Source organism: Gemmatimonas sp. (assembly GCF_044376735.1).
Classification (GTDB): Bacteria; Gemmatimonadota; Gemmatimonadetes; order Gemmatimonadales; family Gemmatimonadaceae; genus Gemmatimonas.
In genome coordinates this window covers 1-17,157 of sequence record NZ_JBILKJ010000010.1, presented here as the reverse complement: position 1 = coordinate 17,157, position 17,157 = coordinate 1, and the positions used below count along the sequence as shown (strand labels likewise).

Here is a 17,157-nt window from a genome sequence, read left to right as displayed (position 1 = left end):
ATGCTCAGCGTCCCTTGAACAGCATGCGCCGGAAGGTCGGCGCGCCGGTTCCACTCTGAAACCGCGCCACGTACACGCCGGGGGCGACGGTGCGGCCGTCGCTGGCCGTGCCATCCCACACGAACCGATTGTCGCAGTTGCTGCCGGCACCCGGCGCGCCGCGGCCGTAGCGGCCAGCGGCGAACTGGGTGACGCCGTCGAGCGCGGGGACGATCGTGCGCACCACGTTCCCGCGAAGGTCGAGCACGTCCAGCGACACCGCGCCGCCGGGCTCGCCCACGTCAAACCAGAAGCACGTGCTGAACGCTGTGGCCGATGGAAACGGGTTCGGGAAGTTCTGATATAAGATCGTGGTGGTCGGCAGCGGCGGATCGACGATCAGGAACGACGCGAGACTCGCCACGCGCACGAAGTCCCCGTTGGGGAGCGTGGCGCGCACACTCCACCGGTACGACGTGTTGGCCTGCAGGTTGGTCGCGGCGCGAAAGGTGGTGTCGCGCAGACCCGTGGTGGCCTGTTCCGGACGCCCCGCATTGGTGATCTCTACTGCGTAGGTCCACGGGCCGGCGGCGGGGGTGACACGCGCACTTTTCCAGACGAACAGCGGACGCCGGAGATCAAAGATGTCGCCCGTTGGCGAATTCGGCGTAATGAGGGTGAGCCACGTGGGCACGGTGCGCGGACCGGTGACCGGCGAATCGGCCGACAGGCCCGACGCACCCTGCACGCCGGCTCGCCAGAACACCGTCCCGTCGCTGGGAAGGGCGCGCGTGATCTGCACGGCGATGGTCGTGTCCGACGTGGTGAACGTCGAATCCACCGCGATCGACGCGGCACCGAAATCGGCCGACGTCGCGATCTGCACCCGCACGCGCAGCGGGCGCGCGTTCGCGAAGCCGAGCGCACGGACCACGAGCGACGGGGTGATCGATGGCAAGAGCGCGGCCGTAGGGCCGTCCACGATGACGGTCTGCCCCGCGAGGATCCGGGGCAGGGTTGTCAGCGCCGCGCCGCAGCACAGCGCGGCGGCACCCCACCAACGCCGCCGCGCGTCGCCCATCACGCTGGTGACGGTTCCGCGGCGGAGTCTTCGTCGGGGACGACGGTCTCGTCCACCTGCTGACCACCCCGCAGGCGTACGCTCACGATCGACGACACCCCCGGCTCCTGCATGGTCACACCGTACACCGCATCGGCGGCTTCCGAGGTGGTTCGCGGGTTGTGGGTAATCACGATGAACTGGGTCCGCGTCTTGAAGTCATTCAGCATCTTCACGAAACGGCCGATGTTCTGGTCGTCGAGTGGCGCGTCCACTTCGTCCATGAGACAGAAGGGGCTCGGCTTGGTGAGGAAGATGCCGAACAGCAGCGACAGCGCCACCAGCGCACGCTCCCCGCTGGACAGCAAGTGGATGCGCTGCGTCTTCTTTCCGCGCGGTGATGCGTGGATTTCGATGTCGCAATCGAGCGGCGCGTCGGGGTTCTCGAGCCGCAGGTCGCACTCGCCGCCGCCGAACATGCGCAAGAAGATCTGCCGGAAGTTCTCGCGGACCTGCGAGAACGTGGCCAGGAACAGCTCGCGGGCCGTACTGTCGATTTCGCGGATGGCCTGATGCAGCGACTGCTTGGCCGCCACGAGGTCATTGCGTTGACCGGTCAGGAACTCCAGTCGGCGCTGCTCTTCCTCGTGCTCCTCGATGGCCAGCGGGTTGACCGGGCCCAACTCGTCGAGCGATTCGCGCAGCTGCTTCGCTTCGGTTCGCAAGGCGTCGGTCTCGAGGTCCAGCTCCTCGAATCCGGCCAGCAGATCCTCGAGCGTACGACGCCATTCGGTTTCCGTACGCTGACGGATGGCTTCGCGGCGACCCGACAGTTCGGTGTGACGCAGCTGTGCCCCGTGGAGCTGTTCGCCGAGTGCCGAGGCGCGACGGCGTGCCTCGTCGAGCATGCGCTCGGCGTCGGCGAGCGCGCCGGTGGCGGCGGCGACCGCACGCTCGGCGTCGGCGAGTCGCGCGTCGGCATCGGCGAGGGTCTTCTGTTCCGTTTCCAACTCGGAGCGCCAACCGTCGAGCTGCTGCGCCAGTTGTTGGTCGGCGTCGGAGAGGTTGGTGAGTTCGCGCGCCAGCGACTCGAGACGAGCCGCCGCCGTGGAGTCTTCTTCGTTGAGGCGCTTCTCACGGTCGATCGCGACCGAAAGACGCGCCTGGGCCTGGGCCTGCGCGACCTGCCACGTGGCCCGTGCCTCACGCGCCTGCTCCTGATCGCGCTCGGCCACCGACATCGCTTCGCGGGCGTCGGTGATGTCGGCGTCGGCTTCACCGGCGCGCGCGTGCAGCGCCTCGGCCTGCTGGGCCAGCTGCTTCGTGCGCGCGTCGAGCTCCTCGAGACGCGAGACGAGCCGTTCGGCCAGGGCGCTCGACTGCTGCAGTTCGCGCTCAGCCCGTTCGCGGCGCCGTTCGACCTCTTGCTGCACATCGGCCGCGCGACGCGATTCCTGCTGCGCACGATTCGACGTTTCCATACAGGCCTGCTGCGCACGCTCGGCGTCACCGAGCGCCAAGCGGGCGGCTTCGGCCGCCAGCACGCATTCATCGCGACGCGCATCGGCCGCCGCGAGATCCGACTCGAGCCGCGTGATCTCGGCGCGACGCTGCAGCGGGCCGGGGCCCGTGGCCGTCCCCGGCAGGAACACCGCCCCACGTTCGTCGACGAACGCTTCACCGCTGTCGATGGCGCGCACCTTGCCCAACAGGGCGCGCACCCAACGCGACGCCGCCCCCGACGACTGAACGCTCCCTGCGAGGGCATCGGCATCGGCACCAAGGTCGGTGACCACATCGAGCGGCAGCAGCAGCAGCGGACCGGGCTGCGTGTCGGCGTGCCAACGGCGCACGGCAGCTGCGGCATCGGCATCCCGCACGACGATCGCGTGCATGGTGGCGCCGAGGTAGCGCTCCACCAGCTTCGCGGCCTCGCCATCGGCGGTGAGGAAGTCGGTGAGCGGACCAAGCACGGCGCCGTCGCCGAAGCGCGCGCGTTCCTTCAGCAGCTTGGCGGCAGAGGGGGCGAGCCCCACGCGCTCACGTTCGAGCGCGGCCAACGCATTTAAGCGGCCTTCCAGTGCCGTACGCGCCTGCACGGCACTGGCGAGGGCACTGCGCGATTCGGCGTCGGCGGTTCGGGCGGTGGCGGCAGCCAGACGGGCCCCTTCCAGCGCATGCAGCGCATCCTGCGCATTCGCCTGCGTGATCGCGACCTGCTCGCGCGCGGTAATCAGCTCCCGTTCGGTGACGTCGAGCGCGTCGGCCAGCTGCTGACGTTCGATCTCAAGCGCCTCGCGGCGGTTCTGCGTGTCGAGGTGCTCGCGCGAGGCACCGTCGCGATCGAGCTCGAGGCGACGGGCCTGGTCGCGATGCTCGCGCACCTGGCGCTCGAGCTGTTCGAGCACCGCACGGGCCTGCTGCACGGCTTCACGCGTGGTCTGTTCGGCGGCGAGGCGCTCCCGCAGGGCCTCGCCGGCGTCCGCCAGTTCCTGCTCGAGCGTCGTGCGATCACCGACGGCGCGCTCACGGTCCTCGCGCAGACGACGGCCAAACGCTTCGTTCTCTTTCCGCTCTTCCTCGGCGCGCTGCTTGCGCATGGTCGTGCTGCGCTGGCGCTCCTCGCTGACGGCGAGTTCGCGCTCCAGCCTCTGCGTCTTGTCGCGCTGCTCGGCGGCGAGGCGCGCGAGTTCCAGGCGGCTCGCTTCGGCGGCGGAACGCGCACCGTGCGCTTCCTCGCGCAGCCCCTCGGCGTGGGCGATGGCTTCTTCCCCGCCTGGGACGTCCAGCTGCAGTGCTTCGAGACGGCCATCGAGCGCCGCGAGTTCGTCGCGCCACGCCGCCATTTCGCGTGTGGCCAACGAGATCTCGACCTGGAAGCGGCGTGTCGTCAGCTCGGCGTGCCGTTCAGCACGACGACGCTGACGCGCGAGTGACCGTACCTGACTCTGCACCTCGTTGATCAGGTCGTCGAGGCGCGCCAGATCAACCGTGGTTTCTTCGAGTCGGCGCTCCGCACTGCGACGGCGATCGCGATACAGGCCGACGCCAGCCGCCTCCTCGAAAAGTTCGCGACGTTCATCCGGGCGATCGGAGAGCAAGGCATCGATCATCTTGCTTTCGATCACCACGCCGGAGTCGGCACCGAGGCCGGTGCCGCGCACGAGATCCTGAATGTCACGCAACCGGCACGGCGCGCGATTCAGGAGGTACTCGCTTTCGCCCGACCGGAGCAGGCGCCGCGTGATCACGACTTCCTTGAACGGGACCGGAAGTTCGCCCTCCGTGTTGTCGAAATGCAGCGACACTTCCGCCATGTTGACGGCCTTGCGTGCCGACGAACCGTGGAAGATCACGTCTTCCATCTTCGCGCCGCGCATCGCGCGCGCACGCTGCTCGCCCAGCACCCACCGCACGGCGTCGGAGACATTCGACTTGCCGCTCCCGTTGGGGCCCACGATGGCGGTCACACCCTTCTCGAACACAAACTCCAGGTGATCGGCAAAGGCCTTGAAGCCATGGACTTCGAGCTTCGTCAGACGCACTAGAACGCTCTCCCAGTTCGATAAACCAGCACAGGCGCGACGCGCAGGGCGCGCAAAGAATCCGCAAGCAGCGTCGCTTGCGTCGGCGATTCGAACGCGCCGGTATACACGATGGCGCTGCCATCCGGCTGCAGCAGCGCGTACGCCATGATGCCGCGATCCGCCAGTTCGGCGAGTTGCGTCGGGATGTCGGTCGGTGTGACGTTGCGCGCGAGACGCAGCGCATACGGGACCGATACAATGCTCCCTGATCCAACGATCTTTTGTGTGCGCAGCTTGGTGAGCAAGGAATCGGCCTGCGCGCGAGTCGCTGCCGCCCCAACCGTGACGCGGAACCACTGCTCATCGCCTTCTGCGACGGGCGAGAGCGCCACGGCATCGAGGGCGCGCACGCGGGCGTCGGGCATGGCGGCCGCCCGCGTGTTGGCGGTCGCGAAATACACGGCATACCGCGACGCCGAGGCCGAATCGGCCGCGTTTTCCACGGTGAGCGGCAGGCCGGTCGGACGCACGCTGTCCAGCGCGGAAAGAATGGCGCCCGTGGTGTCGCGCAACAGTGAATCCCGCTGGGCGCTGTCGCCGCGCACGGCGGTGTCCATCGGCGTGGGTGGCACGACAATGGCCGTGCTGTCCGGCCCCCGCTGCCCTCCCAGGATGAGCGACGCGACCGGCTCCGGCAGTCGCGCCAGCAGCTGTGGCCAGAAGGCGCCGGCGGCAACGGCAACGGCGCCGAGCACCGCGATGATCGCGATCGCGCGACGGCGGCGGCTCGGCTCGTCTTTCCCGGCGGCCTCGCGCGCGCGCGCGGCGGCTGGACGCGGCGCCGCGCGCGGTGGTTCGGGAGCGGGCGCGGCCGGTGCGGCAATCAGCGGGATGCCTGGCGGCGTGGGGAAGACGGTGTCACCCACCGGCAGCAGCGCGCCGACGTAGGCGCACAGTTCGTCGAAACCGGGAGCGGTTGGATTCGCGATCACAACCAGAAGCGCGCCGACTTGATGAAAGCCGGCCGCCAGACGGCGCCACCGCTCGTTCGCATAGACCGCGTGGTGTGCTACCGCCTCGGTCCCACTGGGCATCAGAAAGACGTTGTCGGCCCCGGCCATCGGCCGCGCGATCTTGTTGAGCGACACGCCGTAGAGAAAGCTGTCGGAGATGCCGTGCGGATCGTCACCGGTGAGCAGCGACTCGATGGCCGGTGCTTCACCGATCAAGTCGGCGACCGCCACGCGACGGCGCTCTCCCTGGGCCCGGGCCAGACCCAGCGCCGTCGACGCCGCAACGGCGGAGTCGGTCGCGGCGATCACCACGGAGCAAAGGCCGTCAACCAACGGTGCCAAGCGTCGACCCTCCATCTCCCACGATGCAGACTGGCTCAGCGGCGTCACGGGGCCCCCTCGAAGATCCAGAAACTCTGTCCCGACGATTTCCCGACGCGCTCGGCGTCGGCGCGTGTCGGGTACGGACCGAGCACGACGCGATAGACGGTTTTCCCTGCACGGTCGGCCGTCGTAATACGCGGCGATTCGCCGTTCACACGAACGCGCGACGCCACCTGACGCGCCTGCTGCTCGTCGAGCACGGCCGCGAAGGAGACGGTGAACACTGCACTGGTTGCCGTGTCACGCCGCGTGCTGTCACGCCGCGCGCTGTCGGGCGCCAGGCCGCGCGCCGCAGCGCTGTCCGCATAGTCCGCCGAATCGCGCGGGGCACTGGTGCGGAACTGCACGGGCTGATCGAGGCCGGCCGCGCGCGGGCGGAAGCCGTTCCACCGCAGCGTATACCAGAACTGCTTGGCGCCGCCAGCTACGGTACGCATGTCGGTCAGCGACGCCGGATGGGCGAATACCACGTCGTCCCCGCGCGTGGTGGCGATCGCCCCGTCGGGGAGCACCAGCGGCAGATCACCGCGCCACTCACTGCGGACCACGCCGAGGACCTCGTCGCTGCCCAGGCTGATCACGTACACGGAATCGGCACCACCGCGCGCGAGCAACACGCGACCCAATGGGTCCATACGCAGCGCCCGTGGCACGCCGGGGAGCTTGATCTTGCTCGTGACACCTTCTTCGAATCGATCGACCACGCGCAGTCGCTCGTCGTCGGTAATGGCGACAAACAGGCGGTCACCGCTTGGTGTGGCGGCGATCGCCGCGACGGGGTCGCCGATGTCCACCTCCAGCGCCTTCGCGAGATCGCGCGTGCGGACCGCAATGACTTCTTCATTCCCGCCGAAGAACACGCGATCACCGACGGCGCCAGCGGTGGCGCCGAGCGACCGGCGCAATGTGGCCTCATTGCCGCCGATGTCGAACGACAGACTGTCGGTGACCTGCTGTCCGGGGGGACGCACGCGCCACACGATGGCACGGTCGCCCTTGGCACCGGCCACGATCAGGGAGCCGTCGGCTTGCGCGTACAGCGCGTGCGCCGGCAGGGTGGGCCGGAAGCGCCAGTCGCCACCGCTCGGAGTATAGCGCGTGATCTCACCATCGGTCGTGAGGGCATAGATCGCGCCGCCGTCGGCCGAGGACGCCACGGCCACGTCGTCGGTACGCGACGTCGTGACGGTGCCGAGGCGGAGATCGATGCGGAGTGGCGCACCCGTCGTGTCGACCGCCGCGAGGTATCCATCTTCGGCGCCGAAGGCGATGACACGATCGAGGGCCGGGACGCGCGCGCTCGATCGCCACAGGGTCGCCTCAAGGTCCGGATAGCGCGTAGCGCTCACCACGCCGCCGTCGCGCGAAACGCGCAACACGATCGGATCCGGACCACCGGGAATGCTGGGAGGGGCGTCGGCTCCGGAGGGGCGGGACGAGCGATCGGCACAGCCGCCGGCAACACCGCACGCGAGGAGCACGAACGCCGTCACAAGGAGCGTGCGCACGAGCGAAAAGTACCTGCCGGAGGCTGGAGCAGGGAGGGGGGACGGGCGGGGAAATCCCCCCGCGGTCCCCCGTGTGCTCAACCCTCGGCTCGACGGGGGCGGCCGCTCAATAGCTCGCCCCGAAGAACCACGTTCCGAAGCCCTTCGTGCCGGGGCGGCTGACCGGGACCGCCCAGTCCCAGCGCACGATGGCGATGTTGAACAAGTTCAGGCGGATGCCGAACCCATAACTCTGCAGGAGCGCACGCTGGCGGGCGAAGTCGTACCCTTCGGGGCGGCTCGCCACCACCTGCTGCCCCTTCGACCAGGCCACGCCCGCGTCGTAGAAGAACAGGCCGTCGATCGGCGGGAGACCGATGGGCACGCGAGCGCCCAAGCTCCGGATGATCGGGAAACGCAGCTCCGCATTGGCGAAGGCCACCCGGCTGCCGATCAGTTCGACGGAGTTGCACGAGGTGCCGTCGTCGGTGGGCAGACCGGTGCAGGTGATCGAGCCGAGATTCTCGCGGTTGTACCCGCGGATGAAGTCGGGACGACCGATCCACTTGGGGAAGCGCAGCTCGTCGCGCCCGACGGACATGCTGCCCGTAAATCGCGTGGCGAACGTGACGTAGTTGAAAAGAATGGGGTAGTAGGCCCGGATATCAGCGAGATATTCCGTCCATTTCCACGTGCCGATGCTCGGCTCCGCTTCCAGGCGCAGTCGGCGCCCCGTGATCGGGCCGGTGTTCCCGAACAGGGTATTGTCGGTGACGAACGCGAGGTACGGCGAGATGGTGTTGGCCGACGCCACGTTGCGCGTGCGACCGCGCTCGAAACCCGTGGCGTATCCCTGCTGGTAGTCCACCAGGCGCGTGAAGGGGAACACCTGCTGGTCGATATTCTGGAAGCGCGCGCCCAACTCGAATCGCGTGAAGCGATTGAGCGGATACAGACCGGCCGCGAACGCCTGCCGCACCACGAGCCGCGTGATCTCCTGGGATTCCGCGTACTGGTTGTTGCCGAGGTTCTCCTGCACGTAGTTCGACAACAGGTAGACCGGCTGTTGCACCACACCGGTGGTGTACTGCAGCCGGCGTCCGAGGCTGGTGTAGCCCACGAACACCTGCGCATCGCTGAGCTGCCCATTGATGGCACCGGACAGTGCGAGTCGCCGGTCGCCGAGCAGGTCGCTGAGCACGACGGTGGTGCCGCCGAATGTCCCTTGGCCGAATCCACCCTGCTGGTACCCGATGGACGGCTGCGCCACATACTCGGGCGTGAGGCGCGCCTTGTAGCGGTAGTCGCGGAACTTGGTGGAGTCGGGAAGGTTGAAGTCGAAGCTGTCCATCAGGGCGCGTACGCTGACCGTTTCGGCGAGCCGTGCCGCCACGGACACGGGCAGGTCGTCCGACGCGCGCGCCGAGGCACCGACCGTGGGCCGGTAGAACGACTGGCGGGCCGCGGCGGTGTCGCTGAGCGTGGCGCGATTCAGGTGCGCGGTGGGATCGACCTTAACCGGTGCAATCGGCGCGACGGGCCCTGTGGTCGGCTTGGTCGGCATGCCACCCTGCGCCACCACGACTGGATCGCGATACGGTGCCTTCTTCAGCGACCGCGGATTCTTGAGCTTCCAGATGGCGTGGTCGGTCTTCTCGTAGTACACGAAGGCCAGCACGTCGGCGCCGCGCGCCCACGTGATGGCGGGCGACTGTTCGGCCACGGCCGTCACGGCCCCCAGCACGTTCGTGAGCTGGTAGTGTTCCTTCGACTCCAGGTCGTACAAGAAGATGTTGGCGATGCCCGTGCGGTCGGTGATGTACGCCAGCGACTTGCCGTCGGGGGCCCACTGCGGATTGAGACTTCGTCCGCCTTGTCCCTCGACGATCGTGACCTTCTGCGTCTCGAGATCGAGCAGCGACAGCTTCCACTTCCCGATCTTCAGGATATCGAGATCCATGTCGTCGCCGCGGTCGCTGGTGAAGGCGATCGTGCGCCCATCGGGAGACCACTGCGGCTGCAGGTCGCCGTAGGGATCCTTCGTGACCTGCGTGTACCCGTCGGTGTCGAGCGACGCAATGTAGAGATCGCTCGCGCCGTGCCGCATGCCGCTGAACACGATGCGACGACCGTCTGGCGAGAAGCTCGGGCTCAGCACCTGATCGAGTTCGAAGTCGAACCTCTTCAGGATGCTGCGGCTCTTCACGTCCATCACGTACAGCACATCGCGTCCGCCGCTCTGACCGGTGAAGGCCAGCAGCTTCGCGTCCGGAGAGAACGACGGCTGCGAGTAGATGAAACGCAGCTGCTCGAAGTCCGGATTCGTGGTCGTCTTGACCAGGCGGGCAATACGTTTCCCCGTCTCGGCATTCGCGAGGTACATGTCGGGGAACACTTCGCCGCGCAGGAAGCTGCCGTACGCGATGTACGTGATGTACTTGCCGTCGTCGGAGAGCGCCGGCGCCACGAACAGGCTGGCGATGCTCCCCGAGCGCTTCTGCGACAGCAGCGGTTCGGCGAAGCTGCGCGGACGCTGCAGCTCGGCCACGGTCGGCAGATACTTGCTCTGCATGGCCTGCTTCCACTCGGCGCTGAGCTCGTCGAGTGAGAGGCCGATTTCGCGACGGAAGGCGCGGTCGATGCCGAGGCTGGGCACGGCGTTCATGATCTCGCCAATGACTTCGTCGCCCCACCGCGCGCCCACGTACTGCCACACGGACAACCCGTAGCGGTACGGGAAATACTTGTCGGGGCGCTCCGTCATCTGCTGGATGGTGGGGAGCGCGTTGTTGGTCACGGCATCGCGCACCCAGGCGTCGGTCCACGGGTGCTGTTCGCCGATCGAGAAGTATTCGGCGAGTCCTTCCATGAACCAGAGCGGTGGGTTCACCATCGCCAGGTTCTGCAGCCCTGCGCCGGCCCGACCGCGCGAGAAGATGTCGAACTGGAACACGTGCACCATTTCGTGCTGGAGCACGTGTTCGAAGCTCGCCCAGTCGCCGCTGAAGAACTGCGCCATGCGCTGGCGCAGCGGGTCGGTCACACCGCCCGTGCCTTCGCCGAGATCGCCGAACACGTTGCTCTGCGCGAAGTCGCCCGACGAGCCGAAGATCAGGACCGGCTTCTTCTCGCGAAACTGATGCGCCATGAGGCGCGAGAGCCGCGCGTACGACCGTTCGGCCATGCGGGCGGCATCCGGCGCCACATCGGCGATTTCCGGATAGTAGTGAATCTGGAAGTGTTCGGTTTCGATGACGCGCCAGCGCAGCCGATCGTACTGGACCTGATTCTGCCCGAAGTACTGGGCATGAAGCGGCGACGCGATCGAGACGATCGCGAAGACGAGAGCCGCTCCCCATCGTGTCCAACGCTGCGCCTGCGGCATTTACCGGGCTCCCTGCATGGATTCGGTGTTCAGAGATACCGGCGTTGCGTCGCCCCACAGCCGCTCAAGCTGATAGTACTGCCGCAACGTCGGATGAAAGACATGGATGACCGTGTGCGCATAGTCCAGCAGCGCCCATCGTCCTTGTGTGAGGCCTTCCGTCATGGTGGTAGACACGCCACCCTCTTTCAACCCTGCCTGGATGTGCTCCGCCACGGCACGGACGTGCGTGTCGGAGGTCCCACTGGCAATAACAAAAAAGTCGGTCATATCCGTCACCCCGCGCAAATCGAGGACGAGGATATCGTTGGCCTTCATGTCACTGGCGAGGGCAGCGGCGCGGCGGGCGATGGATTCGCCGGGACTTGGCGGACGTTCAGCCATGTATGGAGTCGGGAGGATTCGAAAGATGGAATGCGGCGGTCCTACTGCTGTACCCCAGCGCATCTGGGAACGTTGCGTGCTGGACAGCGAGTCGGACAGGGGCAAAAAAAGGGGAGTCCGAGTCCGGACTCCCCCAATGCCGGCGACGCGGTGCCGGTTACTGCTTGATGATCCAGACCTTGATCTCGGGCTTCACGTCGGCGTGCAGGCGGATGCCCACGCGGTAGACGCCAAGCGCCTTGATCGGCTCGTTGAGTTCGATCTGGCGCTTTTCGATGTGGAAGCCCTGCGCCTCCAGCTGGTGGGCGATATCGGCCGTGGTGACGGAGCCGAACAGCTTGCCTTCTTCGCCCACGCGCGCGGCGAAGGTCACGGAGACCTCGGCCAGCTTGTCCGCGATGGCTTGGGCGGCGGCGACGCGCTCGGACTCGAGCGCCTCGAGACGCCCCTTTTCCAGCGCGATGCGCTTGCGATTGCCGGTCGTGGCTTCAAACGCGAAGCCGCGCGGAATCAGGAAGTTGCGGGCGAAGCCGGCGGACACGGAGACGATGTCACCAGGATGTCCGAGCTTGTCGACGGCGTTACGAAGGATGACTTCCATGGGAGCTCCGGGTCCAGCGAGAAAAGGTGTGAGAAGTCAGCGCAGCGACGAGCGGCGCGGCGGCGCGCCGGCTCGGAAGTCACGCCAGGTGTCACCTAGCCCCAAGCCGAAGGTGACCGCCAGCACGGCGAGCACGCCCCAGACCGGACCTAGGATCGGGACCAGCACCACCAACACAAGCAACGCCGGAACGGCGAGCCGGTCGGGGATCCACCAAGTGAGTACGCCAGCGCCCCGGAAGGCGTACAGCGACCCGAAAAAGCACAACAAATTCGCACCGATCGTTCGCCACTCGGCGAGAGTCGGCAACAGCAGCACGGTCACACCGACCACGATCCCCCATACCAACTGGTCGTTGAATCGCACGTCGCGCAGCGCCCCCAGCGGTGGACCGATACGCACCCGCGACAGCCGGTGATACGCGGCCCACCCCAACCCCAACGCCAAGAGCGACTCGAGCGCCAATAACGCCGGCGCGATCGAGACCAGTGGCCCCGGGATCAACCCACGTGCCGAGCCGGCGCCGGAGATTGGCTCCGTGAGGGCGACCAGCAGGTTTTCCATCCGCGTGGCGCGGTCGGCGGCCTCGGGGTAGCGTTCCGCGAACCCGCGCCACGCCTCCGTGTCCGACCGACTGCGCCAGCTTTGCAGCGACTCACCGAGACGGCGCTGATACTCCTGAGAGAGCATCTGCGCCGGCCCGTCAAACAGCGTACTGCCACCGGTGGCGCGGGTGGTGAAGCCGGCGGTCGTGACGAGCGCCGCTACGCCGATCGTTCCCAGCGCGCGCGTGAGTAGCGATTGACGCGGCGACGCCAGACCGACCAAGCCGAACGACGCACCCAACGTGAGCGCCCACCCGCGTCCGAACGCGCCGTACCCCGTAAACGGGAGGGGCACCTTCCAGATCACGTAGCCAGCCACCACCACCCAGAGCAGGGCCATCTCAAGCCGCCCGCCCGACCACCAACCGATGATCGCACAGGAGGCGATCGCCACGAGGACGAGCAGCGCGAACTGCTCAATGGGCAGCAGCAGCCGAATGACCGCGGAGAGGAGCGACAGCGACGCGGGCCACGCCGGCGCGGCCGTGACGAGCACCATCAGCACCAGCGCAAACACAAACCACCGCCACCCACGCTCCTGAGGAGCGGTCGCGGCGACCTCCGACGCGACCGCTCCCATCATGCTCAGCCCGTCTGCCCCTTCACGTACGGCAGCAGCGCGAGGAAACGCGCCTTCTTGACGGCCTTCGAGAGTTGACGCTGGTGACGCGCGTCGACACCGCTCAGGCGGCTCGGCAGGATCTTGCCGTAGTCCGTGATGAAGCGGGCGAGCAGACGGTCATCCTTGTAATCGACGTAGCGGATGCCCGCTTCCGTGATCGGGCAGGGCTTCTTTTGGCGGCGCATGATTTAATCCTCGTCGTCGTCGTCGTCATCGCTCGCGCGACGGCGCGAAGCGAGCTCTTCATCGCTGAGCTTCGGGGCACCCAACTCATGCTCGGCGAGCGAGATGAGATAGCGGATGATCCCTTCATCGAGCTTGAGCGCACGCTCGAACTCGGGAAGCACGGCGGGCGTCGTTTCGAAACGGGAGATGGCGTAGTAGCCAGTCTCGTGACGACCGATCTTGTACGCGAGCTGGCGACGGCCCCAATGCTCGATCTCAGCCGGCGCGGCGAGATTCAACAGGCTCTGCAGCTTGTCCAACTTTTCCAGAATGGCCGCATCTTCGATCGCACTATCGATGATGTACACGGCTTCGTAGCGCCGCGTAGGGTTGCGGCGGATTTTGAGCTTTGCCACTCGGCAATCCTCCCTGTGGTCTAAGGTGCCCCCCGCAGTGCCGATCCGCGGGAGGAGGGTCAGAGGAACGGTGATCCGTTCCAGATGAGCCGTTAAGCCTAGCCCGACCGGGGTTGGAAGGGAAGGGAGGCCCTCCGTACATTGCGAGCATGTGTGGCCGATACGGACTCAGCAACCCCGCGCGACTCGCGACGCTCCCACTGGGCGTCACCGTTCCCGCGCTCGCTCCCCGCTACAATGTCGCACCGTCCCAGTCGGTGCCTTTGGTGGTGCAGGAGGGGGGCGCCCGCGCGCTACACATGGCGAAGTGGGGGCTGATCCCGTTCTGGGCCGATGACCCCGGGATCGGGCAGAAGCTCGCCAACGCCCGCGCCGAAGGCATCGGGGCCAAACCGGCGTTCCGCGCCGCCTTCAAGCAACAGCGCGGGCTCCTACCGGCCGACCTCTTCTACGAATGGCAGGTGGTCCCCGGGCATCAGGGGAAGCAGCCATGGTGCATCCGACTGCCCGACGACGCGCCGTTCGTGATCGCGGCCCTGTGGGACCGATGGCAGCCGAAGCATGATCCCATCGCCGATCCCGTGCTCACGTGCTGCATCATCACGACGGAGGCGAACGCGACGATGGAGTCGATTCATCATCGCATGCCGGTCATTCTGCCGCTCAGCGACGTGGAGGCATGGCTCGATCCCGAGACGCCCCCCGCCGATGCGGCCCGGCTACTGCGCCCATATGACGGACCGCTGCACGCCTATCAGGTGAAAACGTGGGTCAACGCCACCCGCAATGACGATCCGCAGTGTGCCACCCCGCTCGTGCGCTCGGATGCGCAGCGCAGCGAGCAGTACTTCGACGACTGACGACCGATTCGAACGGCTACTTGGTACCGCTCGATCGGCGAAGGTACAGGTTAAGCGACCCGAAGCTCAGCTTCGATTTCATCTGCACCATCAGGCGGCGCTCGTCGTCGGTGATCCACACTTCGGCTCTGCCGTTTTTGCTGAAGATGCCCTTCGTCTGAAACGTGGGCTGCAGCACGACGGTCTTGTAGGTCCCCCCCGGCACCGTGATCGTCTCCTTGCGGAGTACGCGGATACGCACCGGATTGCCGGCGGCCTTGAAGTAGCGCGGGAATTCGTACGACTTGCCCACGTCCAGGGGAACCGTGCGCACGAAGTACAGGAACGACCCATCGTCGAGCGGATTCGCGACGGTCGGCTCCTCGGGGGACTCGTTCTCCCGGAACATGCCGCGCTCGGGGAAGATCTCGTAGCGACGCGTCCGTTCGTAGCTGCCCTCGTCGACATCCTGATGGTAGCGGAGCGAATTGAGCGTGGTCACGTCGAACCACGATTCGTACAAGTCATTCACGCGATATAACGGCATACCGCCGGAGATCGTGAACACCGTATGCCATGCGGCACGCCCACGCACCTCTGCGATCTCGCGCACCTCCATGCTGCCATTGCCCACCTTCAATGAGCCGAAGCGCACTTCATAGTCGAGCCGTTCGCCGACCATGAATGGCACGGCCACCGCGTTGGCGGGAAGTCGCTGGACGGCACGACTGCCCGCCGCATCCGGTGCTTGCGCGGCGAGCGGCAACGACCCGCTCGCGATCGCCAGCGCGGCCATCACCGCCAAGGTCCTGGAACCGATCATCATGGCGACCTGCTACCCGCCGCGGGCGAAAAGGGTCGGCTAGACGTTGAAACGGAACAGCAGCACATCGCCGTCCTGCACCACGTACTCCTTCCCTTCCGAGCGCACCGCCCCCTTTTCTTTCGCCGTCTTCCAGCCGCCGTGCGTGATGAAGTCCTGGTAGGCCACCGTCTCGGCGCGAATGAAGCCCTTCTCGAAGTCGGTATGGATGACGCCGGCGGCCTTCGGTGCGGTGTCGCCACGATGAATGGTCCAAGCGCGCACTTCCTGTTCACCCGCCGTGAAGTACGTCTGCAGGCCGAGCAGGTGGTAGCCACCCTGAATGAGACGGTCGAGGCCGGCCGTTTCGATGCCGAGCGAGGCGAGGAACTCGCTCCGCTCTTCGGGCGGCAGCTCCGACAGTTCGGCTTCGATCTTGGCTGAGAAGGCCACGATCTCGGCGTGTTCGCCGGTGGCCGCCACGGCATCGCGCAATGCCTTGAGATACGGGCCCTCGTCGCCCGCCAGCTCGGCGTCGGTGACATTCGCGGCATACAAGACCGGCTTCGCGGTGATGAGCTGCAGTCCGGCCAACGAGAGCATGTGCTCCGACGACAGTCCGCCGCGAAGCAACGGCATCCCTTCAGACAGCGTCGCGAAGGCGGCTTCCAGCGCCGGCAACTCCGCCAAGGCGTCCTTGTCGTTCGCCTTGGCCGCGCGTTTCACCTTGTCGAGGCGCTTTTCCACAACAGCCAAGTCGGCGAGGGCGAGCTCGAGCTCGATGGTTTCCTTGTCGCGCGCCGGGTCGGGCGAGCCCATCACGTGCGTCACGTCATCGTCGGCGAAGCACCGGATCACGTGGACGATCGCGTCCGTTTCGCGGATGTTCTGCAGGAACTTGTTGCCCAGCCCCTCGCCCTGCGACGCCCCCTTCACGAGCCCGGCGATGTCGACGAACTGCACCGCCGCCGGCAGCGTGCGCTTGGGCTGCACGATCTCGGTCAGCTTCGCCAGTCGCGCGTCGGGCACTTCCACCATGCCGACATTGGGATCGACGGTGCAGAAGGGATAGTTCGCCGCTTCTGCCTTGGCCGAGGTCAGGGCGTTGAAGAGCGTGGATTTGCCGACGTTGGGGAGTCCGACGATGCCGAGTTGAAGCACGATGAAAAACGAAGGAGGGAGTACGGAGGTGGGGGAAGGGAGTCGCGACGCGCTCCGCCCGCGGTGAAATGTAGCGGGGGGCGGAATTCTGGTGACAATCTGGTGGGTGCTCCCTGCCAGGTTCTCCGGATGCAAGACTTCAAGAAGCTCAAAGTCTGGGATCGGGCGCAAAGCTTTGCCGCCACGGTGTATGGCGCGACGGCGGCCCTCAGCGGGCGAGATGTCGTGTCGCTGAGAAGCCAACTGCGGAGAGCCGCGCAATCCATCGCCGCAAACATCGCCGAGGGTGCCAATGCCGCCGGCTCACGTGATTTCGCGCGATACCTGCAAATGGCGATCGCCTCCGCGTCGGAAACGGAGAGCCACCTCGATCTCGCGCTCCGCACCGCCGTGATGCCAGCTGAGGCCGTCATGCCATTGATCGACGACGTCATTGCCGTCCGGAAAATGCTCATCGTGCTCCGGCGGCGCGTACTGGAAAACGGTGCCTGACGTCGCCCACCAGCCGGGACTACCCATGACCCTGGACTCGAACTCGTGACCCGAGACTCACGTGAGTCTCGCGTTGCGAGTCAGCGTTTGGGGTTGTGAGTTACCCACGACCCGGGACTCGAACTCGTGACCCGACACTCACGTGAGTCTCGCGTCGCGAGTCAGCGTTTGGGGTGGTGAGTTACCCATGACCCGGGACTCGAACTCGTGACCCGAAACTCACGTGAGTCTCGCG

At 66.6% G+C, this 17,157-nt stretch carries 14 protein-coding genes; 2 read left to right on the top strand and 12 right to left on the bottom strand.

What is annotated here, in order from left to right:
• Window positions 1–4 precede the first annotated feature (4 nt).
• The 10 genes from ACIRA7_RS02790 to rpsF all read right to left on the bottom strand — a co-directional run bounded on the left by ACIRA7_RS02790 (window position 5) and on the right by rpsF (window position 13,628).
• Window positions 5–1,063: a hypothetical protein gene (locus tag ACIRA7_RS02790; RefSeq protein ID WP_396219276.1), complete on the bottom strand. Its 1,059-nt coding sequence runs from the start codon at window positions 1,061–1,063 to the stop codon at window positions 5–7.
• Window positions 1,060–4,584, bottom strand: coding sequence for a chromosome segregation protein SMC (gene smc / locus ACIRA7_RS02785; RefSeq protein ID WP_396219275.1), 3,525 nt, complete (start codon window positions 4,582–4,584; stop codon window positions 1,060–1,062). The genes ACIRA7_RS02790 and smc overlap by 4 nt, the downstream gene beginning before the upstream one ends.
• Window positions 4,584–5,891, bottom strand: coding sequence for an SPOR domain-containing protein (locus ACIRA7_RS02780; protein WP_396219274.1), 1,308 nt, complete (start codon window positions 5,889–5,891; stop codon window positions 4,584–4,586). Before ACIRA7_RS02780 ends, smc begins: the two co-directional genes overlap by 1 nt.
• 74 nt (window positions 5,892–5,965) lie before the next feature.
• Window positions 5,966–7,471: an SPOR domain-containing protein gene (locus ACIRA7_RS02775; RefSeq protein WP_396219273.1), complete on the bottom strand. Its 1,506-nt coding sequence runs from the start codon at window positions 7,469–7,471 to the stop codon at window positions 5,966–5,968.
• Window positions 7,472–7,577: 106 nt separating this feature from the next.
• Window positions 7,578–10,835, bottom strand: coding sequence for a hypothetical protein (locus tag ACIRA7_RS02770; protein ID WP_396219272.1), 3,258 nt, complete (start codon window positions 10,833–10,835; stop codon window positions 7,578–7,580).
• Complete coding sequence (gene rsfS, locus ACIRA7_RS02765) at window positions 10,836–11,219, bottom strand: ribosome silencing factor (protein ID WP_396219271.1); 384 nt, start codon at window positions 11,217–11,219, stop codon at window positions 10,836–10,838.
• 157 nt (window positions 11,220–11,376) lie between these two features.
• Complete coding sequence (gene rplI / locus ACIRA7_RS02760; protein WP_396219270.1) at window positions 11,377–11,820, bottom strand: 50S ribosomal protein L9; 444 nt, start codon at window positions 11,818–11,820, stop codon at window positions 11,377–11,379.
• Window positions 11,821–11,856: 36 nt separating this feature from the next.
• Window positions 11,857–13,008, bottom strand: coding sequence for a DUF2232 domain-containing protein (locus ACIRA7_RS02755; RefSeq protein WP_396219268.1), 1,152 nt, complete (start codon window positions 13,006–13,008; stop codon window positions 11,857–11,859).
• A gap of 2 nt (window positions 13,009–13,010) precedes the next feature.
• The gene (gene rpsR / locus ACIRA7_RS02750; protein WP_171224949.1) at window positions 13,011–13,232 is read right to left on the bottom strand and encodes a 30S ribosomal protein S18; all 222 of its coding nucleotides are present in this window, start codon (window positions 13,230–13,232) and stop codon (window positions 13,011–13,013) included.
• A gap of 3 nt (window positions 13,233–13,235) precedes the next feature.
• A complete protein-coding gene (gene rpsF, locus ACIRA7_RS02745; RefSeq protein WP_396219267.1) occupies window positions 13,236–13,628 on the bottom strand; it encodes a 30S ribosomal protein S6 in 393 nt (130 codons plus the stop codon).
• Window positions 13,629–13,777: 149 nt separating this feature from the next.
• On the opposite strand from rpsF, the gene ACIRA7_RS02740 reads away from it, so the two are divergent.
• Window positions 13,778–14,488, top strand: a complete 711-nt coding sequence (locus ACIRA7_RS02740) for an SOS response-associated peptidase (protein WP_396219266.1) — start codon at window positions 13,778–13,780, stop codon at window positions 14,486–14,488.
• Window positions 14,489–14,504: 16 nt separating this feature from the next.
• Here the strand turns inward: ACIRA7_RS02740 and ACIRA7_RS02735 are convergent, their stop codons facing one another.
• On the bottom strand, window positions 14,505–15,293 hold the full coding sequence (locus ACIRA7_RS02735) for a DUF3108 domain-containing protein (RefSeq protein WP_396219265.1): 789 nt from the start codon (window positions 15,291–15,293) through the stop codon (window positions 14,505–14,507).
• Between the two features lie 36 nt (window positions 15,294–15,329).
• A complete protein-coding gene (gene ychF, locus ACIRA7_RS02730) occupies window positions 15,330–16,433 on the bottom strand; it encodes a redox-regulated ATPase YchF (protein WP_396219315.1) in 1,104 nt (367 codons plus the stop codon).
• A 126-nt stretch (window positions 16,434–16,559) separates the two neighbouring features.
• On the opposite strand from ychF, the gene ACIRA7_RS02725 reads away from it, so the two are divergent.
• A complete protein-coding gene (locus ACIRA7_RS02725) occupies window positions 16,560–16,922 on the top strand; it encodes a four helix bundle protein (RefSeq protein ID WP_396219264.1) in 363 nt (120 codons plus the stop codon).
• Window positions 16,923–17,157: the final 235 nt, after the last annotated feature.

Coding starts and splice junctions, on each gene's coding strand:
- ACIRA7_RS02770 (WP_396219272.1), bottom strand. CDS start 10,835: ATGCCGCAGGCGCAGCGTTGGACACGATGGGGAGCGGCTCTCGTCTTC.
- rplI (WP_396219270.1), bottom strand. CDS start 11,820: ATGGAAGTCATCCTTCGTAACGCCGTCGACAAGCTCGGACATCCTGGT.
- ACIRA7_RS02740 (WP_396219266.1), top strand. CDS start 13,778: ATGTGTGGCCGATACGGACTCAGCAACCCCGCGCGACTCGCGACGCTC.
- ACIRA7_RS02735 (WP_396219265.1), bottom strand. CDS start 15,293: ATGATGATCGGTTCCAGGACCTTGGCGGTGATGGCCGCGCTGGCGATC.
- ACIRA7_RS02755 (WP_396219268.1), bottom strand. CDS start 13,008: ATGATGGGAGCGGTCGCGTCGGAGGTCGCCGCGACCGCTCCTCAGGAG.
- rpsR (WP_171224949.1), bottom strand. CDS start 13,232: ATGCGCCGCCAAAAGAAGCCCTGCCCGATCACGGAAGCGGGCATCCGC.
- ACIRA7_RS02725 (WP_396219264.1), top strand. CDS start 16,560: ATGCAAGACTTCAAGAAGCTCAAAGTCTGGGATCGGGCGCAAAGCTTT.
- rsfS (WP_396219271.1), bottom strand. CDS start 11,219: ATGGCTGAACGTCCGCCAAGTCCCGGCGAATCCATCGCCCGCCGCGCC.